This window comes from Caproiciproducens sp. NJN-50 (assembly GCF_004103755.1).
Lineage (GTDB): Bacteria > Bacillota > Clostridia > Oscillospirales > Acutalibacteraceae > Caproicibacter.
In genome coordinates, this window is the sequence record NZ_CP035283.1 from 1287672 (window position 1) to 1313090 (window position 25419).

Annotated in this window: 30 protein-coding genes; 28 read left to right on the forward strand and 2 right to left on the reverse strand. The window is 56.4% G+C overall.

All coding sequences use genetic code 11. The annotated features are described in order from the left end of the window. Nucleotides 1-82 precede the first annotated feature (82 nt). The 3 genes from EQM14_RS06175 to EQM14_RS06185 all read left to right on the forward strand — a co-directional run bounded on the left by EQM14_RS06175 (nt 83) and on the right by EQM14_RS06185 (nt 2957). Nucleotides 83-928 (forward strand): transketolase, encoded by an 846-nt coding sequence (locus EQM14_RS06175; protein WP_128742132.1) that lies wholly within the window; start codon nt 83-85, stop codon nt 926-928. Then, on the forward strand, nt 929-1873 hold the full coding sequence (locus EQM14_RS06180; protein ID WP_205703210.1) for a transketolase family protein: 945 nt from the start codon (nt 929-931) through the stop codon (nt 1871-1873). Between the two features lie 82 nt (nt 1874-1955). Next, the gene (locus tag EQM14_RS06185) at nt 1956-2957 is read left to right on the forward strand and encodes a helix-turn-helix transcriptional regulator (RefSeq protein ID WP_128742133.1); all 1002 of its coding nucleotides are present in this window, start codon (nt 1956-1958) and stop codon (nt 2955-2957) included. On the opposite strand, the gene EQM14_RS06190 is transcribed toward EQM14_RS06185, so the two are convergent. Next, nucleotides 2954-3538, reverse strand: a complete 585-nt coding sequence (locus EQM14_RS06190) for a manganese efflux pump MntP (protein ID WP_128742134.1) — start codon at nt 3536-3538, stop codon at nt 2954-2956. The genes EQM14_RS06185 and EQM14_RS06190 overlap by 4 nt on opposite strands. Nucleotides 3539-3692: 154 nt before the next feature. Here EQM14_RS06190 and hisH point away from each other — a divergent pair, with 154 nt between their 5' ends. From hisH to der, 8 genes are all read left to right on the forward strand, one after another. Continuing rightward, complete coding sequence (hisH, locus tag EQM14_RS06195; protein ID WP_128742135.1) at nt 3693-4313, forward strand: imidazole glycerol phosphate synthase subunit HisH; 621 nt, start codon at nt 3693-3695, stop codon at nt 4311-4313. Between the two features lie 5 nt (nt 4314-4318). Further along, nucleotides 4319-5077: an imidazole glycerol phosphate synthase subunit HisF gene (gene hisF, locus EQM14_RS06200; RefSeq protein ID WP_128742136.1), complete on the forward strand. Its 759-nt coding sequence runs from the start codon at nt 4319-4321 to the stop codon at nt 5075-5077. A 101-nt stretch (nt 5078-5178) separates the two neighbouring features. Next, the gene (locus EQM14_RS06205) at nt 5179-6327 is read left to right on the forward strand and encodes a D-alanyl-D-alanine carboxypeptidase family protein (protein WP_128742137.1); all 1149 of its coding nucleotides are present in this window, start codon (nt 5179-5181) and stop codon (nt 6325-6327) included. Nucleotides 6328-6426: 99 nt separating this feature from the next. After that, nucleotides 6427-7761, forward strand: a complete 1335-nt coding sequence (locus tag EQM14_RS06210; protein ID WP_128742138.1) for a glucose-6-phosphate isomerase — start codon at nt 6427-6429, stop codon at nt 7759-7761. A 53-nt stretch (nt 7762-7814) separates the two neighbouring features. After that, nucleotides 7815-8231, forward strand: coding sequence for a hypothetical protein (locus EQM14_RS06215; RefSeq protein WP_128742139.1), 417 nt, complete (start codon nt 7815-7817; stop codon nt 8229-8231). Nucleotides 8232-8367: 136 nt separating this feature from the next. Beyond that, nucleotides 8368-8865 carry a YceD family protein gene (locus EQM14_RS06220; RefSeq protein ID WP_128742140.1) on the forward strand — a complete coding sequence of 166 codons (498 nt, stop codon included), beginning with the start codon at nt 8368-8370 and terminating at the stop codon, nt 8863-8865. A gap of 29 nt (nt 8866-8894) precedes the next feature. Continuing rightward, the gene (gene rpmF, locus EQM14_RS06225; RefSeq protein WP_128742141.1) at nt 8895-9077 is read left to right on the forward strand and encodes a 50S ribosomal protein L32; all 183 of its coding nucleotides are present in this window, start codon (nt 8895-8897) and stop codon (nt 9075-9077) included. A 131-nt stretch (nt 9078-9208) separates the two neighbouring features. Next, nucleotides 9209-10528, forward strand: a complete 1320-nt coding sequence (gene der, locus EQM14_RS06230; RefSeq protein WP_128742142.1) for a ribosome biogenesis GTPase Der — start codon at nt 9209-9211, stop codon at nt 10526-10528. A gap of 81 nt (nt 10529-10609) precedes the next feature. Here der and rpmB read toward each other — a convergent pair whose 3' ends face one another. After that, entirely contained in the window at nt 10610-10798 is a 189-nt protein-coding gene (gene rpmB / locus EQM14_RS06235; protein WP_066644078.1) for a 50S ribosomal protein L28, read from the reverse strand. 163 nt (nt 10799-10961) lie between these two features. Here rpmB and EQM14_RS06240 point away from each other — a divergent pair, with 163 nt between their 5' ends. The 17 genes from EQM14_RS06240 to fmt all read left to right on the forward strand — a co-directional run bounded on the left by EQM14_RS06240 (nt 10962) and on the right by fmt (nt 25417). Next, entirely contained in the window at nt 10962-11654 is a 693-nt protein-coding gene (locus EQM14_RS06240) for a site-2 protease family protein (RefSeq protein ID WP_243112661.1), read from the forward strand. 58 nt (nt 11655-11712) lie between these two features. Continuing rightward, complete coding sequence (locus EQM14_RS06245) at nt 11713-12408, forward strand: segregation and condensation protein A (RefSeq protein WP_243112662.1); 696 nt, start codon at nt 11713-11715, stop codon at nt 12406-12408. Further along, complete coding sequence (gene scpB, locus EQM14_RS06250) at nt 12377-12955, forward strand: SMC-Scp complex subunit ScpB (RefSeq protein ID WP_128742143.1); 579 nt, start codon at nt 12377-12379, stop codon at nt 12953-12955. Before EQM14_RS06245 ends, scpB begins: the two co-directional genes overlap by 32 nt. Then, complete coding sequence (locus tag EQM14_RS06255; RefSeq protein WP_128742144.1) at nt 12952-13593, forward strand: DUF2953 domain-containing protein; 642 nt, start codon at nt 12952-12954, stop codon at nt 13591-13593. Before scpB ends, EQM14_RS06255 begins: the two co-directional genes overlap by 4 nt. A 1-nt stretch (nt 13594) precedes the next feature. Next, the gene (gene ytfJ / locus EQM14_RS06260; protein ID WP_128742145.1) at nt 13595-14035 is read left to right on the forward strand and encodes a GerW family sporulation protein; all 441 of its coding nucleotides are present in this window, start codon (nt 13595-13597) and stop codon (nt 14033-14035) included. Nucleotides 14036-14082: 47 nt separating this feature from the next. Beyond that, nucleotides 14083-15234: a D-alanyl-D-alanine carboxypeptidase family protein gene (locus EQM14_RS06265; RefSeq protein ID WP_326975610.1), complete on the forward strand. Its 1152-nt coding sequence runs from the start codon at nt 14083-14085 to the stop codon at nt 15232-15234. A 17-nt stretch (nt 15235-15251) separates the two neighbouring features. Next, the gene (locus tag EQM14_RS06270) at nt 15252-16046 is read left to right on the forward strand and encodes a pseudouridine synthase (protein ID WP_128742147.1); all 795 of its coding nucleotides are present in this window, start codon (nt 15252-15254) and stop codon (nt 16044-16046) included. Between the two features lie 91 nt (nt 16047-16137). Continuing rightward, nucleotides 16138-17496, forward strand: coding sequence for a carboxyl transferase domain-containing protein (locus EQM14_RS06275; RefSeq protein ID WP_243112664.1), 1359 nt, complete (start codon nt 16138-16140; stop codon nt 17494-17496). 25 nt (nt 17497-17521) lie between these two features. Beyond that, nucleotides 17522-17908 (forward strand): biotin/lipoyl-containing protein, encoded by a 387-nt coding sequence (locus EQM14_RS06280; RefSeq protein WP_128742149.1) that lies wholly within the window; start codon nt 17522-17524, stop codon nt 17906-17908. A 14-nt stretch (nt 17909-17922) separates the two neighbouring features. After that, the gene (locus tag EQM14_RS06285; protein WP_128742150.1) at nt 17923-19323 is read left to right on the forward strand and encodes an oxaloacetate decarboxylase subunit alpha; all 1401 of its coding nucleotides are present in this window, start codon (nt 17923-17925) and stop codon (nt 19321-19323) included. A gap of 177 nt (nt 19324-19500) precedes the next feature. Then, nucleotides 19501-20388 (forward strand): YicC/YloC family endoribonuclease, encoded by an 888-nt coding sequence (locus EQM14_RS06290; RefSeq protein ID WP_326975612.1) that lies wholly within the window; start codon nt 19501-19503, stop codon nt 20386-20388. A gap of 21 nt (nt 20389-20409) precedes the next feature. Then, nucleotides 20410-20685, forward strand: a complete 276-nt coding sequence (gene remA, locus EQM14_RS06295) for an extracellular matrix/biofilm regulator RemA (RefSeq protein ID WP_128742151.1) — start codon at nt 20410-20412, stop codon at nt 20683-20685. Beyond that, nucleotides 20675-21289, forward strand: coding sequence for a guanylate kinase (gmk, locus tag EQM14_RS06300; protein ID WP_128742152.1), 615 nt, complete (start codon nt 20675-20677; stop codon nt 21287-21289). The genes remA and gmk overlap by 11 nt, the downstream gene beginning before the upstream one ends. Continuing rightward, the gene (locus EQM14_RS06305; protein ID WP_128742153.1) at nt 21282-21500 is read left to right on the forward strand and encodes a DNA-directed RNA polymerase subunit omega; all 219 of its coding nucleotides are present in this window, start codon (nt 21282-21284) and stop codon (nt 21498-21500) included. The genes gmk and EQM14_RS06305 overlap by 8 nt, the downstream gene beginning before the upstream one ends. A gap of 27 nt (nt 21501-21527) precedes the next feature. After that, entirely contained in the window at nt 21528-23981 is a 2454-nt protein-coding gene (priA, locus tag EQM14_RS06310; protein ID WP_243112666.1) for a replication restart helicase PriA, read from the forward strand. Nucleotides 23982-23996: 15 nt separating this feature from the next. Then, the gene (gene def / locus EQM14_RS06315; protein ID WP_128742154.1) at nt 23997-24488 is read left to right on the forward strand and encodes a peptide deformylase; all 492 of its coding nucleotides are present in this window, start codon (nt 23997-23999) and stop codon (nt 24486-24488) included. 2 nt (nt 24489-24490) lie between these two features. Then, the gene (gene fmt, locus EQM14_RS06320; protein WP_128742155.1) at nt 24491-25417 is read left to right on the forward strand and encodes a methionyl-tRNA formyltransferase; all 927 of its coding nucleotides are present in this window, start codon (nt 24491-24493) and stop codon (nt 25415-25417) included. The last annotated feature ends 2 nt before the right edge of the window (nt 25418-25419 follow it).

Consider the following 25419-nt stretch of genomic DNA (forward strand, 5'->3'; position numbering starts at 1 on the left):
TCCTTGCCGTTCTATTGAATCTTGGCGCCTTTCATACTATAATAGAAAAGAATGGAAACGGATTTTATTTAGGAGGGCAGCAATGAAGACAGAATTGAAAAGGAAATTGGAAATTGCCGCGTGCAAGATCCGCATGGGTGCTGTGGAGGGCGTTTACCGCGCAAAATCGGGGCATCCGGGCGGATCCCTTTCCGCGGCGGAGCTTTTTGCGTACCTCTATTTCAAGGAGCTCAGAGTCGACCCGAACCATCCGAAAGAACCTGGCCGCGACCGTTTCGTCCTTTCCAAAGGGCACACCTGTCCCGGACTTTACGCGGCTCTGGCTCTCAAAGGCTATTTCCCTGAGACAGAGCTGAAAAAACTGAGACAGATCGGCGCGATGCTCCAAGGTCATCCGGACATGAAGGGGACGCCCGGCGTTGATATGAGCACGGGTTCGCTCGGACAGGGAGTTTCCGCGGCCTGCGGCATGGCGCTCGCCGGGAAAATGGACGGGAAAGACTACCGCGTTTACGCCCTGTTGGGCGACGGCGAGCTAGAAGAAGGTCAGGTGTGGGAGGCTTCGATGTTTGCCGGGCATCATGAGCTGGACAATCTGTGCCTGGTGATCGACATCAACGGGCTTCAGATCGACGGTCCTACGGCCGAGGTCGGAGGTCCGGAACCGGTCGACGAAAAGTTCCGCGCGTTCGGATTCGATGTCCAGGTCATTGACGGGCACAGCTTTGATGAGATTGAAAAGGCATTTGAACACGCCAAAACCGTGAAAGGGAAGCCATCCGCCATTCTTGCAAAAACGATCAAGGGCAGAGGCGTTTCCTATATGGAAAATGTGGCGGGCTGGCACGGCAAGGCGCCCAGTGACGAAGAATATGAAATTGCCATGCGCGAGCTGAAACAAACCCTGGCTGGATTGGAGGCGGAATAAATGGCGGAGATGATGAAAAAGGCAACCCGGGAGAGCTATGGAATGGCGCTGTCCCAGCTTGGGGAGGAATTTCCGCAGATCGTTGTGCTGGATGCCGACCTGGCCGAGGCGACCAAAACCGGCATCTTCAAAAAGAAATACCCGAAGCGATTTGTTGACTGTGGCATTGCGGAAGGCAATATGATGGGCGTCGCGGCGGGCCTCGCGACCTGCGGCAAAATTCCGTTTGCGACTTCATTTGCGATGTTTGCGACCGGCCGCGCCTTCGAGCAGGTCCGCAATTCCATTTGCTACCCGCACCTGAACGTCAAGGTTGTCGGGACCCACGCGGGCATCTCCGTCGGCGAGGACGGCGCGACCCACCAATGCCTGGAAGATATCGCCCTGATGCGTTCGCTGCCGGGAATGACGGTGATCAGTCCTTCGGATCACTATGAGACCGTCGCGGCGGTCCGCGCGGCCGTGGAGCACGAAGGGCCGGTTTATCTGCGCCTTTCCCGCCTTGCGGTGGAAAGTTTCAACAATTCCGACGACTATCGGTTCGAGCTCGGCAGGGGCGTTACCCTGCGTGACGGAAAAGATGTGACGATCATCGCGACGGGTTTGATGGTTTCCCGCGCGCTGGAAGCGGTCAAACTGCTGGAGCAAAAGGGAATTGACGCAAGACTCGTCAATATTCACACCATTAAGCCGATCGACCGGGAGCTGATCCTGAAAGCGGCGGGGGAGACCGGAAAACTCATTACCGTAGAGGAGCATAACGTCATCGGCGGGCTCGGCGACGCGGTCGCGGCAGTGCTGAGCGAGGAACTGCCGACTCCGCTGCGCAAGATCGGCGTGAATGATCAGTTCGGGCATTCCGGCCCCGCTGCGGCTTTGCTGGAACAGTTCGGGCTTTGTGCTTCAAATATTGCGGAAGTGACGGAAGAATTTTTGAAAAAATGAGTTCCTTTTAAGAAAACTGAAGGCCGTGGGAGAATTTCCCGCGGCCTGTTTTTCTTTCAATTGTCCGGAAGGAGGAACCGTGATGAATAAAAAGCCTGCTGAAAAAATTCGAATTCTGGCTTTGCTGGAGATCCTGGAAGAATGGACCGACGAGGATCACCCGCTTGCTTCGCAAGAGCTGCTTGCCCTCTTGGACAAGCAGGGAATCGCCGCGGGCCGGAAGACCATTTACCGGGATATCTCCGCCCTGCGCGCGCATGGGATCGACATCCTGTTCACCCGGAGGCCAAAGGCGGGATTTTTTCTCGCCGCGCGGCGCTTTGAGCCGCCTGAGGTCCGCCTGCTCATGGATGCGGTACAGGCCGCGCCGTTCCTCACTGAGAAGAAGACGGAGGAACTGATGCGAAAACTGAGCGGTTTAATGAGCGCCGGTCAGGCGGAAGCAGCCGAGGGAAAAACACACATCAATCTTCGCCCCAAATTTGAAAACGAAGAAATTTATTATACCATTGACGCGGTGAACCGCGCGATTTCACAAAAGAAGAAAATCTCCTTCCTGTACCGCCATCACGTCATCCGGGGAAACCGGATTACGCAGGACGAAGGGAGAAGATTTCTGATCAGTCCGTATGCGCTGATCTGGGACAGCGACAAATACTACCTTGCCGGGAATTATGAGAAGTATGACGATGTCAGCGTTTACCGCATGGACAGAATGAAACGGGCCGAACTTTCCATGCAGGACGTCCGGCCTTTCACGGAGGTAAGCGAATACAGGGAACGTTTCGATGCTGCGGATTACGCGGCGAAAACGTTCCATTTGTATCACGGCGATCTGCAGACTGTTTCGCTTCACTGTTCCGAAGATGCTCTGGAGCCGCTGCTGGATAAATTCGGAGACGGCCTGAGCATTTTCAGCAGGAGAGACGGATTTTTCAATGTCAGGGTCAGAGTATTTGTGGGAGAGGGATTGGTGGAATGGCTGCTGCAGTACGGTGACCGCATCACCGTTTTGGCGCCAAAGGCGCTTCGGGAGCAGGTGACCGAGCGCGTCCGGCGGATTGGAGAAGCCTATGGGTTCTAAAAAAACATGTGGTCGATGAAGATTTTAACGCCGATTCCGATGAGGACGAGGCCGCCGAAGGTTTCCGCGCGGCAGGAGCAGAAAGAGCCGAACCGTTTGCCGATATAGACACCGATGAGGCAGACGACAAACGTGATCGCGCCGATGACGGAAACAGATAATCCCATCAAAAAGACAGTGGAGGCGCCTACGGCTGAGGGAAGAATGATCCCGGTTGCGAGCGCGTCGATGCTGGTGGCCACGGCGAGCGCGATTAGCGTTTTGAGTTTGATGCCGTCCTGCCTGCGGTCCCGGATTCCGCAGTTTTTCTTACGGCGCGCTTCCCGGATCATTCCGATCCCGAGATAGCTGAGAAGAATGAGCGCGATCCAGTGGTCCACGGCGCTGATGATGCTTTCCCCCGCTTTTCCGATCAGCCACCCCAAAAGAGGCATGACGGACTGAAAAAGGGCGAAGCAAAGCGCGAGCTTTATCGCGAACCAGAACGTAACCCTTCGTGTGATGGCGCCGTTTGTGATGCAGACGGCAAACGCGTCCATCGCCAGGCCAAGCCCGATGCCGCACAGAGAAAAATAGTCCATTGCTGTCCTCCGAGTTTTTTTTGCATTAAAAAATATGATACCCTGATTCCGGCCTAATGTCAATTCATTCTCTTAACAGGATTTGCGGGGAGTCGTTTGCATTTCATTTACTTTCGTGATATAATGAATTACCATACGAAAGCGGAGGGATCCCATGATAGCGGTCATAGATTACGGCGCCGGAAATCTGCAGAGCGTCGCCAAGGCATTCCGACATATCGGATGTGACGTTTCCGTCACGGCCGTTCCAGGGGAACTGGCGCGCGCGGACGCCGCGGTCCTGCCGGGAGTCGGGGCGTTCGGGGATTCGATGCGCTGCCTGAGAAATTCCGGAATGGTGGAGCCCACCCTGGAATTCATCCGCTCCGGCAAGCCGTTTCTCGGCATTTGCCTGGGCCTTCAGCTCTTGTTTGAAGAAAGCGGGGAATCACCCGGCATCAAGGGCCTTGGAGTGCTTCCTGGAAGCATTTACCGGATTCCCGGTTCGCCTGGGCTGAAAATTCCCCATGTCGGGTGGAACAGCCTGAACATCAGGCAAGGCGGCGGACTGTTTACCGGCGTGAGCGAAAGCCCCTATGTTTATTTTGTCCATTCCTATTATTTGAAATCGGACGACCGGAGCATTGTGACGGCGACGGCGGACTACGGAGTCGAGATGGATGTGTCGGTGCGGAGCGGAAATATTTTCGCCACACAGTTCCACCCGGAAAAAAGCGGCGGGGCCGGCCTTCGGATGCTCCGGAATTTTGCCTCGGTGATAGAAGCGGGGGATTGAATGTTATGTATGCGAAACGAATCATTCCCTGCCTGGACGTCAAGGACGGCCGGGTCGTCAAGGGAACGGAATTTGTTCGGCTGAGGGACGCGGGGGACCCTGTGAAAGCGGCCGCGGAATACGGCCGGCAGGGCGCGGACGAACTCGCGTTCCTGGATATCACCGCTTCCTCGGATGCCAGAGATATTATGATCGGCCTGGTCGGGCAGGTGGCGGACAGCATCTTTATCCCGTTTACCGTGGGAGGGGGAATCCGTTCGGTGGAGGACTTCAACGCGCTGCTCCGCGCCGGGGCGGACAAGGTTTCCGTCAACTCGGCGGCGATTCTGAATCCCGGCTTGATTTCCGCGGCCTCCGAAAAGTTCGGGAGTCAGTGCGTGGTCTGCGCGGTCGACGCGAGACGCCGCGCGGAGGGCGGCTGGACGGTTTACCGCAACGGCGGGCGCGTCGACACGGGATTGGACGCCGTCCGGTGGGCGCAGAAAGCGGCCCGGCTCGGCGCGGGCGAAATCCTTTTGACCAGCATGGATTGTGACGGGGTGAAAAACGGGTATGACCTTGAGCTGACTGCCGCCGTCTCCGAGCGGGTCCCGATTCCGGTGATCGCCTCCGGCGGGGCCGGGAAGCCGGAGCATTTTTACGATGCTTTTACGAAAGGGAAAGCCGACGCCGTGCTGGCGGCGTCCCTGTTCCACTTCGGTGAAGTCGCGATTCCAGACCTGAAGGAGTATCTCGCAGGGCGCGGAATTCCAGTGCGAAAATAAATTGATAGAAAAAGACATGGGAGCCGCCGAGGTTCTCATTTTTTATGGATAGAATTTCCATGCGCGGCATAAGAATTAGTATGAAATTGGAGGTGCTGAAAATGAAGTTGAAAAAAATGTCGGCCTGCCTGCTTGCGGTGCTCGCCGTGATTTTCAGCTTGCCGCTGGGGGCTTCGGCGCTGTCGGAAGAGGAAGTCAAGGCGCCTTCCGCCGTGCTGATGGAGGCTCAGACCGGCAAAGTCCTTTATGAGAAAGACGACCATGAACAGCGCGCGTGCGCGTCCATCACCAAGGTGATGACGCTGCTGCTGGTCATGGAGGCGCTCGACAGCGGCAAAATCGGTCTGAACGATACCGTCACGGCAAGCGAGCACGCGGCCTCGATGGGGGGATCCGACATCTGGCTGGAGCCCGGCGAAAGCATGACGGTGGACGACATGCTGAAGGCGACGGTTATTTCCAGCGCCAACGACGCGGCGGTGGCGCTGGCGGAATATGTCGCCGGAAGCGAGGATGAGTTTGTCGCTCAGATGAATCAGAGGGCCAAGGAGCTCGGCATGAAGGACACCGTCTTTAAAAACGTCAACGGCCTCGACGAGGACGGCCATGTCACCTCGGCCTATGACGTGGCGCTGATGTCGAAGGAACTGATCAAGCATCAGAAAATTTATGATTACACCAAAACCTGGATGGACAATGTCAGGGGCGGAAAAACACAGTTGGTCAATACCAACAAGCTGCTGAAGAGCTACAAGGGGATTACCGGCCTGAAAACGGGAACGACCGGCAAGGCGGGCAGCTGCATTTCCGCCACGGCCCAGCGGGACGGGGTCAGCCTGGTCGCGGTGGTCCTTGGAAGCTCTTCGACGACGGACCGCTTCAACGCCGCCGCGACCCTGATGGACTACGGATTTGCCAACTGGTCGGTCGTCAATCCGAAGATTCCGTCGGAAGCGAACGTGCCGGTCCCCGTTGAAAACGGAATGGAGGAAAACGTGGAACCCAGCGTCAACGGCGAAGAAAGCCTTCTGGTGCCGAAGGGAAAAGCGGGAGACGTCACGTCCAAGGTTTTAATGAACAACGAGGTCCGCGCGCCCGTGGAAGAAGGGCAGACGCTTGGGAAGATCACCTATTCGCTGAACGGGGAGGTCCTGAAGGAGACGAAGATCACAGCCAAGAAAGCGGTGGAGCCCATCACGTTTTCCTCCGCGTTCCGCCTCCTTATGCGAATGGTGATGATGGATCCGTAATTTTTAATTTTTCCTGAATAATAGGAATCCTCCTTGCAATCAAAGCCCGCCTATTGTAAAATAGAGGTGCAGGAAATACAGTAGGCAGGGGGAAAGAAAATGTCTGTTAAAATTGACTTGCATCACCTTGCAGGTTTTATCGACGATAGCGAGTTTTCTGCCATCGTCCCTCAGGTACGTCTTGCATATGAAACGCTTTTAAGCGGCACGGGCGCCGGAAGCGATTTCCTGGGCTGGCTGGATCTTCCCGAGAAATATGACAGGGAAGAATTTACCCGCATTTGTGCAGCGGCGGAGAAAATCCGTTCCGATTCGGAAATTTTTGTTGTGATCGGAATCGGAGGCTCCTATCTGGGAGCGCGCGCCGCCATTGAGTTTTTGCAGTCCCAAAATTACAACGCCCTGAAAAAAGCCGGACCTCAGATCTATTTTGCCGGCAACAGTTTGAGTCCTTCCGCCCTTTCTGAAATCATGGAGCTTTGTGGGGAGAAGGACTTTTCTATTAATGTCATCTCCAAATCCGGAACGACAACGGAACCTGCGGTGGCTTTCCGTGTTTTCAGAGGGCTGCTGGAAAAGAAATACGGAAAGCAGGGCGCGGCAAGGCGGATCTACTGCACGACGGACCGTGCCCGCGGGACTTTGAAGCAGCTTGCCGACAGGGAGGGCTTTGAGACATTTGTCGTCCCAGACAATGTGGGGGGCCGCTATTCGGTTCTGACCGCCGTCGGCCTTCTCCCGATTGCGGTGGCCGGCGCGGATATCGGCGCTCTGATGACAGGCGCGGAGGAAGAACGGGCCGGGCTTACCGGCGACGCAGCGTCCGACGCTTCCTGCCTGTATGCGGCGGCAAGGAATATTCTGTACCGCAAAGGAAAGGAAACCGAGATCCTTGTCAGCTATGAACCGCGTTTTCAGATGATGTGCGAATGGTGGAAACAGCTCTGCGGGGAAAGCGAGGGAAAAAGCGGCAAGGGGCTTTTCCCGGCATCCGTCATTTTCTCGACCGATCTGCACTCCATGGGGCAGTATATCCAGCAGGGACGGCGGAATCTGTTTGAAACGGTAATGCTGATCGACAGCCCCGCGGCGGATCTGAAAATTGAAGAGGACCCTGACAACGCGGACGGCCTGAATTTTCTTGCGGGGCGGACCATGTCTTATGTGAACCGCAAGGCCTTCGAGGGAACCGTATTGGCCCATACGGACGGCGGCGTTCCCAACATCATTCTCAGCGTGCCGGACTTTTCGGAAAAATCCCTCGGCTGCCTGATCTACTTTTTTGAACGCTCCATTGCGGTTTCAGGCTATCTTCTGGGAGTCAATCCGTTCGACCAGCCCGGTGTGGAAAGCTACAAAAAAAATATGTTCGCCCTATTGGGCAAGCCGGGTTATGAAAGCGAGAAGTCCATACTGGAGTCCCGACTGAAATAGACCCCGGTTCTTTTCACCGGCGACGGTAAAAATTATATAGGAGGAGCACTTTTATGATTAATGTGATTGTTGGAAAAAAAGGATCCGGAAAGACCAAAAAGCTGATTGAGCGCGCAAACGAAGCGGTTTCTAAATCAAGCGGGAATGTGGTGGTGATTGAAAAGGGAAATACGCTGACTTACGATATTTCCCACGATGCCCGTCTGATCGACATTGACGAATACGGCATTCAGGGTGCGGACTCGCTGGGCGGCTTTATCTGCGGCATCTGCGCCGGAAACTACGACGTTACGGATATCTTCGTGGACTCCACTCTCAAAATTATCGGCCAGGATATGAGCGGCCTCACTTCCTTCGCTGAAAAGATGGAAGCTCTCTCCTCCCTTTCCGACATCAAAATAACACTGCTGATTTCCGCGAACGAAAGCGTGCTTCCGCCGGAAATCAAGGCGGTTTCCGCTGTTGTCTGATCTACTGCGGGTAAAATGGTGCCGGAGCCGGGCGCTCCGGCACATTTTTTGAGGGAAAAGTTCTTGACCCATAAATTTTTATTGACAAAAGAGGGAAAAATCTCTATAATTAAAAAATGTAGCGCCGAGGTGGAGTATGCTGCTGGATTTAAAAAAAATATTCTCTCAGGAAAGCGAAAGCTGCTCATTTGATTACAGCATGGACCTGTCGTCGACCGGAGTGAACGGTGTGTTTCCGTTTGTTTCCCCGGTGAAGGTAAAGGGTACTGTAACGGGCTGCGACGGTTCCGCAAGACTGAAAGCGAATGTTTCGTTCGACTTTTCGATTCCATGCGACCGCTGCGCGGAACAGACCGACAGGCACTATGATTTTGCTTTTTCCCATATCCTTGTTCGTTCTCTCGAAAAGAACGAGGACGACGACCGGTTCATCGAGGTCCGCGAGGAACAGTTGGATCTGGACGAGCTGATGCGGGAAGATATTCTGCTGGAACTTCCGACCAAGTTTCTATGCAGAGAGGACTGCAGGGGGCTGTGCCCGGTGTGCGGGAAAAATCTGAACAAGGGACCCTGCGGCTGCGGTGAACATTCCACGGATCCCCGGCTGGAAGTTTTGGAAAAATTGATTCATTAACGGAAAAGACCGGTAAGGAGGTGCTGAGGATGGCGGTACCAAAAAGAAAACAGTCGAGCGCCAGGCAGAACAAACGGCGTTCCAATGTCTGGAAGATGAGTGCGCCCGCTCTGGTAAAATGCCCGAAATGCGGAGAACTGACAGCTCCCCATAAAGTATGCGGCAATTGCGGCTACTACAATGGCAGGGAAGTAATTAAAAAGGAAGCGTAATTCGTTTCCGTTTTCCGAAAGTCAGAGAAGGAGCAATCCTTCTCTTCTTTTTTGCCCGCGAAACCGCCTGAAACAACAGGCTTTGGGTAAAATAGGGAAGGAATAGGAAAAAGATCAGGGAGGGATCGAGTATGGCATTGCCGGTAGTCGCGATTGTCGGCCGGCCTAACGTCGGCAAATCGACGCTTTTCAATAAATTAGCCGGAAAACGCCTGTCCATAGTGGACGATACGCCGGGGGTGACGCGGGACCGCGTTTACGCGGAATGCGAATGGGAATCGCGCCGGTTCTCCATTGTGGATACGGGAGGTATCGAGCCGGGCGGGGATGTGATCCTGGCGCAGACCAGGGCGCAGGCGCGCCTTGCGGTGGAAGCGGCCGATGTGATCGTCTTTGTCACGGACGTGCGCACCGGGCCGGTTGCCGCCGACCATGAAATTGCCGCCATGCTGATGAAGAGCGGAAAACCCGTTGTGCTGTGCGTCAACAAATGCGACAGCATCGGTGAGCCGCCGCCTGAATTTTATGAGTTTTACAACTTGGGGCTGGGCGATCCCATCGGTGTTTCTTCCGTTCACGGGCACGGAACCGGAGATCTCCTCGACAGCGTGATTTCGCATTTTCCAGAAGAAAGCGGAGATGCCGATTCGGAGGAACTCATCCGGGTCGCGGTGATTGGCAAGCCGAATGCCGGAAAATCCTCGCTGGTCAATTGGATCGCCGGAGAGGAACGCTGCATTGTCTCCGATGTGGCCGGGACGACGCGGGACGCGGTGGATATCGCCGTGGAAAACGAGTACGGACGCTTCCTTTTGATCGATACCGCTGGTCTGCGGCGGAAAAGCAGGGTGGACGGCAGCATCGAACGGTACAGCATGCTCCGGGCGCAGATGGCGGTGGAGCGTTCAGATGTCTGTGTGGTGATGATCGACGGCACCGTCGGCTTCACCGAGCAGGACTCCAAGGTCGCGGGCATGGCGCATGAAGCGGGCAAGGCCTGCGTCATCGCGGTCAACAAGTGGGATGCGGTCGAAAAGGACGGCTACACGCTGGACGCGTACGAGAAAAAACTGCGCGACGACTTTTCTTTCATGCCGTATGCCAAAATTCTGTTTATTTCGGCAAAGACGGGCCAGCGCGTCGACCGCCTGTTCCAGGCGGTCCGGGACGCGGCGGCCTCCGGCGCCCGCCGTATTGCGACCGGGATGCTGAACGATGTTCTCGCGCAGGCGACCGCGCGGGTTCAGCCGCCCACCGACAAGGGACGCAGGCTGAAAATCTATTACATGACCCAGGTTTCCGTCCAACCGCCCGCTTTTGTCTTCTTTGTCAATTCCCAGAAGCTGTTCCATTTTTCCTATCAGCGTTTTCTGGAGAATATGATTCGCGACACGTTCGGCTTTGAGGGAACTCCGATCCGGTTTCTGATCCGCGAGCGCGGAGAGAAATAGGAATGGCGGAAAAGAAAAAAGGAACCGGGATCCGGTTCCTTTTACTTTTCTCTTATTATATTAGAAAACGAGGCCAGGCAATCAGACGGCGCGGGTCACTTTGCCGGAACGCAGGCAGCGGGTGCAGGCGTAAATACGTTTGGGAGAACCGTTCACGATCGCCTTTACACGCATGACGTTGGGCTTCCAGGTACGGTTGGAACGCCTGTGAGAATGGGATACCTTGATGCCGAAAGCAATGTCCTTGCCGCAGATTTCACATTTTGCCATAGGTCTGCACCTCCTTTAAAGGGCTTTTTATCGCAACAGTATTATGTTATCAGATTTGTCCTGCAAATGCAAGCTTTTTTTCTCTTTTTCCGGAAATCCACGCTCCGCTTGCCTTTTACTCTTCCCCGTATTATAATCATAAACATAGTAAGGAGAATTCAATATGCTGATTGATATGTTAAGAGGCCTCTTTTCCGGCGGGTCCGTGGACATGGCGTCCGTGATTTCCCAGATTCTTGCAACGCTGTTCATTATTTTCTGCATTCTTCCGCTGCATGAATTCGCGCACGGCTGGGCCGCTGAAAAACTGGGCGACCACACCGCGAAATACAGCGGGCGGCTGACGATGAATCCTCTTGCGAGCTTTGACCCGGTCGGTTCGCTTTTCCTGCTTTTGTTCGGCTTCGGGTGGGCCAAGCCTGTGCCGATCGATTCGCGTTACTTTAAGAATCCGAAGCGCGACACGGCGCTGACCGCCGTGGCCGGCCCGCTCTCCAATTTTCTGGCGGCATGGGTCGGCGGCATTATTTACTTCGGCTTGATTCTGGCGGCCCGGCTGTCTCTTCCCGGGTTTGTCCAGAGCTTTTTCCTCGCTTATATTACCATCAATGTCGCTCTGGCGGTTTTCAACCTCCTTCCCATCCCGCCGCTGGACGGCTCGAAAATTCTTGGAGCGTTCCTTTCCAACCGGACTTTGTACAATTATTACCGCTATCAGAATGTGATCGTTATGGTGGCTTTTCTGGTTCTGTTCAGCGGGATGCTGGACCAGCCGATCTGGTGGCTGGAAAATCTTTGCCTGGGCGGGGTACAATGGCTCGCGCTTTTGCCGTACCGTTTCTTTGGGCTTGTATAAATAATCCTGTATGATGATGGATAAAATATGTTATAAACTGGAAACATTCGAAGGCCCTTTGGATCTGCTGCTGGCGCTGCTTGCGAAAAACAAGCTGAATATTTTCGATATTCAGATCACCGAGCTGGTCGACCAGTACCTGGAGCAGATCGAGGCGATGCGCGGGCGGGAGATGGATGTGTCCAGCGAATTCCTGGAGATGGCCGCAAAACTGATTTATCTGAAAACCGTTTCCCTTCTGCCGAAGCGTGAAGAAGCCGAGCAGCTCAGACGCGAGCTCAGCGGGCAGCTGATTGAATACCGGGACTGCAAACGCGCCGCCGCCCTGCTGGGCGGGCGATTCAGCTTTGACTCCTTCACCAGAGGACCAGAGAAGCTGGAGCCGGACCGCAGATATCGGGGGCATCATGCGCCGGAGGAGCTTTATGCGGCATATCTGAGCGCCGCGGGGCGCGGCAAACGATTTCTTCCCCCTCCCAAAGAGTCGTTTTCCGCGATTGTGTCCCACAGGATCGTCTCCGTGTCCTCCCGCATTGTCTATATTCTCCGGCGCCTGAGAGTGAAAAGCGGACAAAGTTACGAGGCCCTGTTCGACGGGATCGGGGACCATTCCGAACGGGTGGCGACCTTTCTCGCCGTGCTGGAGCTGATCAAGGGCAAACGGATTTTTCTGGATGGGAAACACAACCCCGAAGTGAAATTGTTGAACGGCGGTGGAAGACATGGAGATAAAAAAGCTGCAGGGAGCGATTGAGGCAATTCTGTTCGCGAGCGGAGACGCCGTCTCCGTGGACCGGATTGCGGAAGCGCTTGAGATTGACCTGACGACGGCGGGCAAAATGCTGGAGAATCTTGCGGACCGGTACCGCGAGGAGCGCGGAGGGATTCGGATTGTCCGCCTGGAGGACGGCTACCAGATGTGCACAGACCCCGAATATGCGGGCGCGGTGCGTTCCGCATTGGAAATCCGCCGCAATATGCCCCTGACCCAGGCTGCGCTGGAAGTACTTGCCGTCGTCGCCTACAATCAGCCGGTCTCCAAGGCGTTTGTCGAGCAGGTGCGCGGCGTGGACTGTTCCGCGGTCATCGGCGGGCTTGTTTCAAAAGGATTGCTGGAAGAGCGCGGCAGATTGGAACTGCCCGGCCGCCCGCTTCTTTATGGAACCACTTCGGATTTCCTGCGGTGCCTGGGAATCTCTGCCCTTTCCGAATTGCCGCAGCCTCGGAAAGGACAGACGCCTGAGGAAGCGGAAGGCGAAACGGAAGGAATTCCGACGCAGAGGGAAGAGGAAGCCGGATGAGTGGTTGGATCATAGCGGGCTTCCTCGTCCTTTTGCTTGCGCTTCTGCTTTTCTGCTCCGTTTCCATTGAGGCCGCTTTTGCGGAAGAGTTCTCCGCCAGGGCGGGATTCCTCTTTTTTCATTACCGCATCTGGCCCAGGCCGGAAAAAAAGCAGGCGCCTGCAAGAAAAGAAGAGCCCGCAGCGAAAAAAAAGCCCTCAAAAATAAAGGAGCTCCTTCGGAAGAGAGGAGTCTCAGGCTTCTTGGAGCTGCTCCGGGCGTTTTCCCGCGCCGCGTATGGAAGCGCCAAAAAGCTCCTCTCCCACACGGTGATCCGGCTTCTTCATCTGAATCTGACCGTGGGCGGGGAAGACGCGGCGCAGACCGCGGTCGATTACGGCAAGGCGTGCGGCCTGGTGTCTACGGCGCTTACGGCTTTGCTCTCGGCGGCGAAATACAGGGAGCGGCATGTGAATGTAAGGGTGACCCCGGATTTTCAGAATGGCAGCGGCAGCGTGCAGTTCCATGTCCTTCTGAAAATCAAGCTGTTTTTTCTTCTTTCCGCCGTGCTGTCGGCGTTGATTGACATGATAAAAATCTATTTGAAATTCAGAAAAGAGTCCGGGCGTCCGGATCAGAAAGAAAAGGCGGTGCTTTAATATGGCTGACCATCCGATTGAAGGCATGATGGATACAACGCTTGAAAAGATCAAGCAGATGGTGGATGTGAACTCCGTTGTGGGCGATCCGATCACTTCGCCGGACGGAACGGTGATTGTCCCCATTTCAAAAATCAGCTACGGGTTTGCTTCCGGCGGTTCCGATTTTTCGGGGAAAATACCGGAAAAGCAGTTGTTTGGCGGCGGTACGGGAGCGGGAGTCACCATCAATCCGGTGGCTTTCCTGACGATTTCGGAAGGGAGCGTCAAGCTGCTGCGGGTCGATCCCGGCAACACTTCGGTCGACCGGATCATCGATCTGGCCCCGGAACTGATCGAAAAAGTTTCCTCGGCTGTCAGCTCGGCGTTTCACAGGGACGGGAAGAAGGAGAAATCCTCTTCCGCTCCCGCAGAGGAAGCGGCGGGAGACCCTCAAATTTAAAATCGAATCGTATCGCTTCAACCGCCTGCATATAAATAAACCGGCAGGTGGTTGATTTGTTAAAAAAAGCGATTTCCATCCTTCTGGCCGCTTTGGCGGCGGCTTTGTTTCCCTGTGCGGCGCGGGCCCAGGGGACGGCGCCCTCCGTGTCGGCCCGGTCCGCCGTGGTGATTGGCGCGGCGGATGGGCGCGTCCTCTACGAAAAAAACAGTCATGAGAAACTTCCGATTGCGAGCACGACCAAAATCATGACGGCGCTGCTGACGCTGGAAGCCGCTGCCCGCGGCGACGAAACGGTGCTGATCACGCCGGAAATGGTCCGTGTGGAGGGTTCTTCCATGGGGCTGAAAGCCGGCGACAAGCTGACTTTGACCGCCCTCGCGGAAGGAATGCTGTCGGTTTCCGGCAACGACGCGGCAAATTCCGCGGCCATTGCCGTCGGCGGCTCCATCCAGAAATTCGCTGCTCTGATGAACCAGAAAGCGGCGCAGCTCGGCCTGTCCGACACGCATTATGTCACCCCGTCCGGATTGGATGACGAAGAGCATTATTCCTCGGCCGGTGATTTGGCGAAGCTGACCGCTGCGGCGCTGGAAGATCCGGAATTTGCGAGGATCGTCGCCCAGCCTAAAATCAAGGTCCGGTTTTCGGATCCGGACCGGACGGTAACCTATACAAACCACAATAAGCTTTTAAGCATGTATGACGGCTGCACCGGCGTCAAAACCGGGTTCACCAAGAAGTCCGGCCGGTGTCTCGTTTCGGCCGCGGAGCGGAACGGCGTGCAGTTGGTCGCCGTGACCCTCAGCGATCCGAACGACTGGGAGGATCACGAAAGGCTCCTGGATTACGGCTTTTCCAGGCTGACAAGATATCAGGCGGACGATTCGGGGTTCCATTTGAGCCTTCCCGTGGTCGGCGGGGCGGAGCGCAGCGTCTTGGTGGCGGGGTCCGCGGGCACGGCCGCGTTGCTGCCGGCCGACGAGGTGAAGGACCTGCGCCGTACGGTCGAACTGCCGCAGTTTGTGTATGCGCCCGTGACAAAAGGGCAGGTCCTTGGCCTTGTCCGGTATTCCAACAGCGACGGAACGGCCGCGACAACAAAATTGACGGCGGGCGCGGCCGTTCCGCGCCAGGCCGATCACAGAAACATGATTAAAAAATTATGGGACCGGATCCGCCAGCTGCTTTCGGTCTGAAGGATGTGTGAAATCAGTTGGGCGAAAAAATCAGGCTGCAGAAGCTGCTTTCGGAAGCCGGCGTGGCTTCCCGCAGAAAAGCGGAGGAATTGATTCTGGCGGGGAGAGTCCGCGTAAACGGAGCCGCCGCAGAGATCGGCGGCAAGGCCGATCCGGACAGGGACCGGATCACCGTCGACGGAAGGCCGCTTGAGGCGAAAGAGAAAAAAGTATATCTTATGCTTCATAAACCGAGGGGATACATCACTACCATGAGCGACGAAATGGAACGCAAATGCGTGGCGGAGCTTGTGCGCGACGTGCCCGAGCGCGTTTTTCCCGTCGGAAGGCTGGACCGGGAATCGGAGGGCCTTCTCCTGATGACGAACGACGGCGAGTTTGCGAACGCGATGACCCATCCGTCCCGCCATGTCCCGAAGATATACCGCGTGACCGTGCGCCCCAAAGTCACGGAGGAACAGCTGATTCAATTTTCGACCGGGATGACGATCGAAGGGAGAAAGACGGCGCCCGCCGTGGTGCGCGTCCTTTCGGAGGAGCCGGGACGCGCCGTGCTGGAGATCGTCCTGCGGGAGGGGCGGAACCGGCAGATCCGAAAAATGTGCGAACAGCTGGGGCTGGAGGTCGCGCGCCTGCGCCGCACTGCGGTTGGATTTTTAAAGCTTGGGATGCTGCCCGCCGGAAAGTGGCGCCCGCTGACTGCGGAGGAAGTCCGCCGCTTGTCGGGAGCGGCATCCTCCGGTCCTGATCCGCGAATTTCCTCGAAAACGAAGCGAAGAAAAACGGCGAATCATGCCGAATTCCGGCGCTGACAATAATTACTTGCCATTTGGACGCGAATCGCTTATAATAAAATATGATTATTTTTTCATCATATTGGTAGAAAATCTTGTAAACGGAGGAATGAAAATGAAGAATGGCGGTCATGCCGAAACAACGCAGGACGGGTTGAAAATCACACAGACAACGGGCTATCTGCGCCTTGTTTCGCTGCTTGACGATGGAAGCTTTCATGAGATAGACGGCCTGGCGAGGTCTCACGAGGGTTATGCGGAAGCGGTCGCTGGTTATGGCACGGTGGAAGGGTGTCCGGTTTACGCTTTTTCACAGAACAGCGATGTCGGTGGTGGTGCTATGTCGAAAGCTCAGGCCTCTAAAATCAAGAAAATCTATCAGTTGGCGGTTAAAACAGGGATGCCGGTCATTGGGATTTTTGACTCCAAGGGCGGGCGTCTGAACGAGGCTGGAGATGTTCTGGGAGCGTACGGTGAAATTCTTCTGCAGGCTAACAACCTTTCCGGTGTGGTTCCGCAGATTTCCCTGGTGCTGGGACCGTGCGCCGGCACGTCCGCGATGATCGCGGCGGGAGCGGATTTTGTCGTGATGTCCGACAAGGGGGAACTGACCATCGCGACAAACGGCGAGGGCGGTTCGGCGGAGGAAGCGGCAGAAACGGGCCTTTGCCATATCTCCGCGGCGAACGAGTCCGATGCGATCGGCGCCGTCCGCAGGCTTTTGTCCCTTCTGCCCTCCAACAACCTGTCGTCTCCGATGCTTTGTGAAGCCGTTTCGCCGTCCGGGACGCTGTCCGCAGGGGAAACGGATGCCGGAAAAATCATTGCCTCCCTCTGCGACAGCGGTGAGTTTTTGGAATTAAGCCCGAAATTCGGCGCGTCGGCCGTCACGGGCTTTGCCCGCATTGGCGGAATGACGGCGGGACTGGCTGCTTTTTCGGGAGTGATTGATTCCGGCTCCTGCTCGAAGGCGGCGCGCTTTCTCCGCTTCTGCGATTCTTTCTCCATTCCGGTCGTCACGCTGGTGGATGCGGAAAAGTTTGAATCGCTCCGCGAGGCTTCCAAACTTTCCAGCGCTTATTCGGAAGCCACGACGGCAAAGATCACGGTGATTACCGGTTCGGCGTACGGGCCCGTTTATATTGCGATTGCGGGAAGAGGAGCCAATTCAGACCTTACCATGGCCTGGCCGGATGCGGCCGTTTCCGCGGTGGCGCCCGAAACGGGAGCGATTTTCCTTTGGAACGACCGGCTTGCCGGGTCGGCGGATCCAGTGGCGGACAGGCAAAAGCTGATTGAGGAATACAAAAAAAACGAAGCCTCGGCGCAGAGAGCCGCGGAGGAAGGAATCATTGAAGCGGTCGTCGCTCCGGAAGAGACCCGTGCGCAAATTCTTGCGGGTTTGGACATGCTCAGCGGGAAACGGGTTTCCACCCTGCCGAAAAAGCATGCCGATATCCAGCTTTGATGAAATAGGACAGGGGGATAACATCATGACAAAAAATCTCAGAATTACAGTAAACGGCACGGCTTACGATGTACAGGTGGAAGACCTCGGCGCCGCTTCGGCGCCGGTCCAGGCTTCGCCGGCTCCTGCGGTTCCCGCTACCAGGGCGGCTTCGCCCGCGCCGGCCGCGCCCGCGGCGAAGCCCGCAGCTCCCGCCGGAGGAGAGACGATCTCCAGCCCGATGCCGGGGACCATTGTATCCGCCAATGTAAAACCGGGGCAGAGCGTCAAGAAGGGCGATGTTCTTGTTGTGCTGGAAGCCATGAAGATGGAAAATGAAATTATGGCTCCCCACGACGCGCAGGTTGCGGCTGTTTTGGTGAATAAAGGGGACAGCGTCGAAAGCGGAACTCCCCTTGTTACCCTCCAGTAAGGGGGCACTGGGAAATGAATAAAAAAATTGGAATTACGGAAGTGGTTCTGCGCGACGCGCACCAGTCGCTGCTTGCGACGCGCATGCCTCTCTCCGATATGCTGCCGATCCTCGGCAAGCTGGACCAGGTCGGCTTTTATTCGCTGGAGTGCTGGGGCGGCGCCACGTTCGACGCCTGTCTGCGTTTTCTGGACGAGGACCCGTGGGAGCGTCTGAGGGTGCTCCGTAAAAATTGTCCCAACACCAAGCTGCAAATGCTGTTCCGCGGGCAGAACATGCTGGGGTACCGGCATTACGCGGACGATGTCCTGGAGTATTTTGTACAGCGGTCCGTGGCGAACGGAATCGACATTATCCGAATTTTCGACGCGCTCAACGACATTAAAAACCTCAACGTCGCCATCAGGGCCGCAAAGAAGGAAGGGGCCCACGCTCAGGTTGCCATTTCCTATACGACCGGCCCCGTGTTTACCGATCAGTACTATGTGGATTATGCGAAACGGATCGAAGACGCGGGTGCGGATTCCATCTGCATCAAGGACATGGCCGCGCTGCTGACGCCCTATAAGACCTACGATCTGGTCAAGGCGATCAAATCGGCGGTCAAAATCCCGGTCCAGCTTCACACGCACTATACGTCCGGCCTCGCTTCCATGTGCGAGCTGAAGGCCGTGGAAGCGGGGGTGGATCTTCTGGATACCGCGATGTCCCCGCTCGCGCTCGGCACTTCCCATGTTCCGACGGAGTCCATGGTGGCTGCGCTGAAGGACACGCCTTACGACACGGGTCTAGATCTGATTCTGCTCAACGAGATCCGCGAATATTTCATGACGCTTCGCGACAAATATATCAAGAGCGGACTTCTCGACCCGAAAATGCTTGCGACCAACACCAAAGCGCTGGTCTATCAGGTCCCGGGCGGCATGCTGTCGAACCTGCTGTCTCAACTGAAGCAGGCGGGCAAGGAGGATCAGTTCGAGGCCGTGCTGGAGGAAGTGCCGCGCGTGCGGAAAGATGCCGGCTATCCGCCGCTGGTGACGCCGACCTCCCAGATCGTCGGAACACAGGCCGTGTTCAACATTATCACCGGGGAACGTTACAAGATGTGCACGAACGAATTCAAAGACCTGGTGGCCGGAAAATACGGCACGACCCCTGTCCCGGTTGACGACGCTTTCGTGAAAAAGATCATCGGAGACGCGCCGCGCATTACCTGCCGCCCGGCGGACCTTTTGAAACCGGAGCTGGAAGACCTGAGAAAGGAATGCGCCGAATGGACCGAGCAGGAGGAAGACGTCCTTTCCTACGCGCAGTTCCCGAAGGTGGCGACGGATTTCTTTAAGAAGCGTGCGGAAAAAAAGTACGGAATCGATGGCAGGCACGCCGATCGGAAAGAAATGGTCCATCCCGTTTGACCGTAATTATCAGCTCCGTGTCTGTTTTGCACGGAGCTGTTTTTGTTTCCGGGTTTTTTGAACCGCAGTTGACAATTGGGACGGAAAGCTGATAAAATAAATAGGATTATGATTTATTTTTGAATAAGTCATTTCTATTTTCGCTATGATTCAAGATAGGAAGACTACAGAGATGAGATGATAAGAGTGATCAAGAGCATGACCGGGTTCGGCAGAAGCGAGAAAATCGCCGGAGGGCGGGATATCGCGGTGGAGATCCGGTCCGTCAATCACCGTTATTTTGATTATTCCTCCCGCATCAGCCGCGGGTATGGTTTTCTGGATACAAAGCTGAAGTCCTTTCTTCAGGACCGGATCGCAAGGGGCAAGATAGACTTGTATGTTTCCGTGGAAACATTGGAAAGCGCGGATACGGAGGTGACAGTGAACCACTCCCTGGCTTCGGGATACATCGCCGCCCTGCGCGATCTCCAGGAGTGCTACGGGCTGAAGGACGACATCTCCGTTATGGCGGTGGCGCGTTATACGGATCTTTTCACGGTACATCAGGCGCCGGAGGACGAGGGGGCTGTCTGGGAAGACGTCCGGCAGGTCGTTGAGGAGGCGTTTCAGTCTTTTTCGGCGATGAGACAAGCGGAGGGAAGCCATTTGAGGGACGATTTTCTGGCGCGGACGGAAACGGTCCTGGAACTTGTTTCCGGCGTGGAGAAACGTTCGCCGGAGACGGTGACGGAATACCGGGAAAAGCTGCTTGCCCGCCTGCATGAGATGCTGGCCGACGCGAATATCGACGAGCAGAGGGTCGTGACGGAAGCGGCGGTTTTTGCAGACAAAGTCTCCGTCGCGGAAGAGACGGTCCGGCTTCGCAGCCATGTGAGCCAGTTTCTCTCCCTGATGGAGTCCGGCGAGGCGGTCGGCCGCAGGCTTGACTTTCTGGTCCAGGAGATGAACCGCGAGGCGAACACCATCGGTTCCAAATGTGTTGACGCCGAAATTGCCCATCTGGTTGTGGACATGAAGGCTGAGATAGAAAAAATCCGAGAACAGGTCCAAAATGTTGAATAGGATTGCAAAAAGGGGATTTTTATGAAGTTAATCAACATCGGCTTTGGCAATATGGTTTCCGCAAACCGCCTTGTTGCGATTGTCAGCCCGGAATCGGCCCCGATCAAACGCATTATCCAGGATGCCAAGGAGCGCGGCGCGCTGATTGACGCAACGTATGGCCGCAGGACCCGGGCGGTGATCATTACGGACAGCGACCATGTGATCCTCTCCGCCGTACAGCCGGAAACGGTGGCAAACCGCCTGAACGACCGCGACGAACTTTCGGACGAGGAGCTCGACGACGATGGCGAATGACGGCCTCCTGCTGATCCTTTCCGGACCTTCCGGCACGGGAAAGGGGACTGTGGTCAAGAGCCTCGTGGATGGCGAACCCGGTGTCCGTCTGTCTGTTTCCGCCACAACGCGGGCGCCTCGGCCCGGTGAAACGGAGGGAAAGGAGTATTTTTTTCTGACGCCGGATCGATTCCGTGAAATGGCCGGCGCGGGGAAAATGCTGGAAAGCGCGGAGTACTGCGGCAATTGCTACGGCACGCCGCTTGGGCCCATTCTGGACTGGACTTCCCGGGGGCTGGACGTTGTTTTGGAGATCGAGGTCCAGGGGGGCGCGCAGGTGAGAAGAAAGCGGCCGGACGCGGTGGGTATTTTTATTCTGCCCCCCTCTCTGAAAGAGCTGGAACACCGGCTGCGGCAGCGTGGCACGGAGACGGACGAAGTGATCCGGGGCCGGCTGCAGAAGGCGAAAAAGGAAATTCCTGAGGCGATCCACTACGATTATATCGTCATCAACGATACCGTGGAATCCGCGGTCGCGCAGATCCGCGCGATCATTGCCGCGGAAAAGAAACGTTCGAGCAGAAACCGAGAACTGATTGAAAGGATACTGACAGATCATGATTAAACCGATTGCCGATCTCATTCTTACTCCGCACCAGAGCCGCTATTCCCTGGTGGTTGCCATTTCGAAGCGCGCGCGGGAAATTGCGGAAAACGCGGAAAAAAGCCGGACGGTTCTGGAGGAAAAGCCGGTGGAGCTGGCGGTTCAGGAATATGTCAGCCATGAATTCACCATGATAGAAAAACCTACGCCGAACGATGACACGGACGAGTGAAAACAGCGCTGAAAGGTGAGGATCCCGGTGGCCGTTGCAAAAGTCGCAGTGGAGAATACGGTCTATCATTTTGACAAAGCGTTCGATTACCGTATCCCGGATTCGCTGCTCTCGGAAGCAAAGGAAGGCTGCCGCGTTCTCGTCCCCTTTGGCACCGCGAACACAAAGCGGCAGGGCATCATACTGGAGCGGCCCGAGCCGGGGGATGAACCCGGTCAGAAGCTGAAATCGATTGAATCCGTCCTGGACCGGGAACCGCTTTTAACGCAGGAAGCGCTCCGGATGATCCCGTGGATCGGGGAGCATACGTTTTGTACGCTTTTTGATGCGGCGAGGCTTTTTCTGCCGGCAGGCGTTCTTTTTCAGATCAGCACGGAATATCTTCTGGCCGGCCCCGCCGATGAGATCGCGGCGAAAGCGGGGGACGGGGAGGAAGCGAGAGTCGTCGCTTATCTGTCGCACCGCAGAGCCGTAAAGCGCGAAAAGCTGCTGCGCGATCTCGGGCTTGCCCCGGACAGCGGCATTCCGGAGCGGATGCTTCGCAACGGGCTGCTCCGAAAAAACAGCGGCGCGTTCCGGCGGGTTGGGGACGCGGTCCAGAAAATGGTCCGTTTCACCGAACCGCAGGAGCTGCCGAAGCTGACGGCAAGACAAAAATGCGCCCTGGAGGTCCTTCGCAGCGCGGGCTGCGCTTCTCTCAAGGAAATCTGTTATTTTGCCGGCGTCACTCCGGCGGTGGTCGACGCCCTGGTCAAAAAGGACGTGGCTCAGTATTACGATGCGGAGGTATACCGCAATCCCTATGGATCCGTTTCGGGGCCGGCGGACTCCTCTCCGCCGGCGGTCAAGCTGACCGCCGAGCAGGAGCGGGCTTACCGGAACCTGTATGGGCAGTACCGCGAGGGAAAGGGCGGCGTTTCCCTTCTGTTCGGCATTACGGGCAGCGGGAAAACGCAGGTTTTCATGAAGCTGATCGACCGGGTTCTGGAAGACGGGCGCGGCGTGATCGTCATGGTCCCTGAAATTTCTCTGACGCCGCAGACCGTTTCCCTGTTCCATGCGCGCTACGGAGCGGGAGTGGCTGTCTTTCACAGCGGACTTTCCCTCGGAGAGCGGCTGGACGAATGGAAGCGCGTCCGGAACGGAGATGCTTCCGTCGTCGTCGGCACGCGCTCCGCGGTGTTCGCCCCTTTTCGAGATCTGGGATTGATCATCATGGACGAGGAACAGGAAAGCACCTACAAATCCGAATCCTCTCCCCGCTACCATGCCCGCGAGGCCGCGAAATACCGGTGCGCGTATCATAAGTGCCTTCTGGTGCTGTCTTCGGCAACGCCGTCCGTCGAAAGCTGCTATCACGCACTCTCGGGGAAATACACCCTGAATGTGCTTTCCGAACGCTACGGCCCGGCCCGGCTGCCGGAAGTCGATATTGTAGACATGAACGGGGAGATCGAAAAAGGGAACGCCGGCATCCTCAGCGGGGAGCTCGCGCAGGCGCTGCGGGAGAATCTCCAGGACGGAATGCAGTCGATCCTCCTGCTGAACCGCCGCGGTTACAATACCTTTGCCTCCTGCCGGGCGTGCGGGCATGTCGCCGCGTGCCCGAACTGCAGCATCTCCCTGACCTATCATGCCGCGAACAACCGGCTGATGTGCCATTACTGCGGGTATTCGGTTCCGTTCACGCGGGAATGCCCGAACTGCCATGAGGAGCAGATGCGCTACACTGGTTTTGGGACCCAGCGCGCGGAACAGCAGCTGGAGGAATTGCTGCCGGGCGCGCGGATATTAAGGCTGGACGCGGATTCGACCATGACCCGGTTCGCCTATGACAAAAAACTGAAACAGTTCTCCGAAGGTGCATATGATATCATTGTCGGAACGCAGATGGTCGCGAAGGGGCTCGACTTTGAAAACGTCACCCTCGTCGGGGTCCTTTCCGCGGACCAGGCGCTTTACGGCGACGACTTCCGCAGCTATGAGCGCGCGTTTGACCTGCTGACGCAGGTGGTCGGCCGTTCCGGACGGGGCAAATATGCCGGGAAGGCGGTTATTCAGACCTATACTCCGGAAAACGATATCATCCGCCTTGCGGCGGAACAGAATTATGACGGGTTTTACCGCAGTGAGATTTCATTGAGAAAATCGCTTCTGTATCCTCCGTTTTCCGATCTCTGCGTGTTTGGATTCGTCGGCAGGGAGGAAACGCGGGTCCGTGCGGCCAGCGGGGATTTTTTCCAGCTTCTCTGCCGGACGGCGCGGGAGAAATACGCGGATCAGCCGCTGCGTGTGCTGAGCCCGTCCCCCGCGCTGATCGGGCGCGTGAGCAACCGGTACCGTTACAAACTGATTGTGAAATGCCGCGACAATAAACGCATCCGGCAGATGGTTTCGGAACTGCTGGTCCAATTTTCGTCCGACAGGAAATATTCGGATATCACGGTGTTTCCGGATATGAATCCGGAAACAATTTTATAAAATGGGGGAATAACATTGGCGATCAGGAACATCATAACGGAAGAAGATCCGTTTCTTCATAAAAAATGCCGGCCGGTGGAAAAGTTCGACCGCCGGCTCTGGACCCTGCTGGACGACATGGCGGACACGCTCCGCGAGGCAAATGGCGTCGGGCTGGCGGCGATCCAGGTCGGCGTTCTCCGCAGAGTCGTGGTGATCGATGTCGGGGACGGCAAGGGCGTGCGCGAACTGGTGAATCCCGTGATCCTGGAGAAATCCGGTGCGCAGGAGTCCATGGAAGGCTGCCTTTCCATCCCCGGAAAGTGGGGAATTACCAAACGTCCCAAGCATGTGAAAGTGCGCGCGCAGGACCGCAGCGGGAGGTTCTTTGAATACGAAGGGGAGGACCTTCTCGCAACGGCTTCCTGCCATGAGATCGACCATCTGAACGGAATTTTATTCCTGACTCATGTGGTCCGGATGCTGACGAGGGAAGAACTGGAGCGCATGCGTTCGTCGGAGGACTGAAGTTGAAAATTATTTTTATGGGGACCCCGGAGTTTGCCGTTCCTTCGCTGGCGGCGTTGATCGAGGCGGGGCACGAAATCGCGGCGGTTTTCACGCGCAGGGACAGACCGGTCGGAAGAAAACAGATTCTCACGGCGCCGCCCGTCAAAGTCCTGGCGCTGGAAAAGGAAATTCCGGTATTTCAGCCGGATTCGCTGCGCGGAACCGAAGCGGAAGGAATCATCTCCCGAATCCGGCCGGACGTGATCGTCGTGGCGGCTTACGGGAAAATTCTTCCGAAAAATATTCTGAATCTGCCGCGTTTCGGCTGTGTGAACGTGCATGCATCCCTCTTGCCGAAATACCGCGGCGCGGCCCCGATTCAGCAGGCCGTGCTGGACGGCGAAACCGTGACGGGCGTGACCGCGATGCAGATGGCCGAGGGGCTGGATACGGGGGACATCCTTCTGAGCGACCGGACGGAAATCGGCACGGAGGAAACCTCCGGCGAGCTGACCGCCCGGCTTGCAGGGATCGGCGCGAAGCTGGTTGTCCGTACTTTGTCTGAATTGGAGCACGGAACCGTCACTCCGGTTCCGCAGGATGACGCGAAGTCAAGTTATGCATCCATGCTGACCAAAGAGCGTTCGCCGATCGACTGGACCCGCGCGGCGGATCAGATTCACAACCAGGTGAGAGGCCTCTCTCCGTGGCCGGGCGCCTCCACGGTTTTTGAGGGCAAAAAGCTGAAGGTTCACCGCACCCGCCCGGCGGGGACCGGAAACGGGATTCCGGGGCAGATCCTTCCGGGCGGCCAGCTAAAAGTCGTCTGCGGCGGCGGAACCGTTCTGGAACTGCTGGAAGTTCAGCCGGAGGGCGGCAAAAAAATGCCGGGATCGGATTTTCTGCGCGGGCATCCCGCGCAGGGAGCTACTTTGGGAAACAGTTAAAG

Bases quoted from the DNA above. Each gene is read 5' to 3' on its own strand.
- EQM14_RS06175 (WP_128742132.1), top strand. From the start codon at position 83: ATGAAGACAGAATTGAAAAGGAAATTGGAAATTGCCGCGTGCAAGATC.
- EQM14_RS06180 (WP_205703210.1), top strand. From the start codon at position 929: ATGGCGGAGATGATGAAAAAGGCAACCCGGGAGAGCTATGGAATGGCG.
- EQM14_RS06185 (WP_128742133.1), top strand. From the start codon at position 1,956: ATGAATAAAAAGCCTGCTGAAAAAATTCGAATTCTGGCTTTGCTGGAG.
- EQM14_RS06190 (WP_128742134.1), bottom strand. From the start codon at position 3,538: ATGGACTATTTTTCTCTGTGCGGCATCGGGCTTGGCCTGGCGATGGAC.
- hisH (WP_128742135.1), top strand. From the start codon at position 3,693: ATGATAGCGGTCATAGATTACGGCGCCGGAAATCTGCAGAGCGTCGCC.
- hisF (WP_128742136.1), top strand. From the start codon at position 4,319: ATGTATGCGAAACGAATCATTCCCTGCCTGGACGTCAAGGACGGCCGG.
- EQM14_RS06205 (WP_128742137.1), top strand. From the start codon at position 5,179: ATGAAGTTGAAAAAAATGTCGGCCTGCCTGCTTGCGGTGCTCGCCGTG.
- EQM14_RS06210 (WP_128742138.1), top strand. From the start codon at position 6,427: ATGTCTGTTAAAATTGACTTGCATCACCTTGCAGGTTTTATCGACGAT.
- EQM14_RS06215 (WP_128742139.1), top strand. From the start codon at position 7,815: ATGATTAATGTGATTGTTGGAAAAAAAGGATCCGGAAAGACCAAAAAG.
- EQM14_RS06220 (WP_128742140.1), top strand. From the start codon at position 8,368: ATGCTGCTGGATTTAAAAAAAATATTCTCTCAGGAAAGCGAAAGCTGC.
- rpmF (WP_128742141.1), top strand. From the start codon at position 8,895: ATGGCGGTACCAAAAAGAAAACAGTCGAGCGCCAGGCAGAACAAACGG.
- der (WP_128742142.1), top strand. From the start codon at position 9,209: ATGGCATTGCCGGTAGTCGCGATTGTCGGCCGGCCTAACGTCGGCAAA.
- rpmB (WP_066644078.1), bottom strand. From the start codon at position 10,798: ATGGCAAAATGTGAAATCTGCGGCAAGGACATTGCTTTCGGCATCAAG.
- EQM14_RS06240 (WP_243112661.1), top strand. From the start codon at position 10,962: ATGCTGATTGATATGTTAAGAGGCCTCTTTTCCGGCGGGTCCGTGGAC.
- scpB (WP_128742143.1), top strand. From the start codon at position 12,377: ATGGAGATAAAAAAGCTGCAGGGAGCGATTGAGGCAATTCTGTTCGCG.
- EQM14_RS06255 (WP_128742144.1), top strand. From the start codon at position 12,952: ATGAGTGGTTGGATCATAGCGGGCTTCCTCGTCCTTTTGCTTGCGCTT.
- ytfJ (WP_128742145.1), top strand. From the start codon at position 13,595: ATGGCTGACCATCCGATTGAAGGCATGATGGATACAACGCTTGAAAAG.
- EQM14_RS06275 (WP_243112664.1), top strand. From the start codon at position 16,138: ATGAAAATGAAGAATGGCGGTCATGCCGAAACAACGCAGGACGGGTTG.
- EQM14_RS06280 (WP_128742149.1), top strand. From the start codon at position 17,522: ATGACAAAAAATCTCAGAATTACAGTAAACGGCACGGCTTACGATGTA.
- EQM14_RS06285 (WP_128742150.1), top strand. From the start codon at position 17,923: ATGAATAAAAAAATTGGAATTACGGAAGTGGTTCTGCGCGACGCGCAC.
- EQM14_RS06290 (WP_326975612.1), top strand. From the start codon at position 19,501: ATGATAAGAGTGATCAAGAGCATGACCGGGTTCGGCAGAAGCGAGAAA.
- remA (WP_128742151.1), top strand. From the start codon at position 20,410: ATGAAGTTAATCAACATCGGCTTTGGCAATATGGTTTCCGCAAACCGC.
- gmk (WP_128742152.1), top strand. From the start codon at position 20,675: ATGGCGAATGACGGCCTCCTGCTGATCCTTTCCGGACCTTCCGGCACG.
- EQM14_RS06305 (WP_128742153.1), top strand. From the start codon at position 21,282: ATGATTAAACCGATTGCCGATCTCATTCTTACTCCGCACCAGAGCCGC.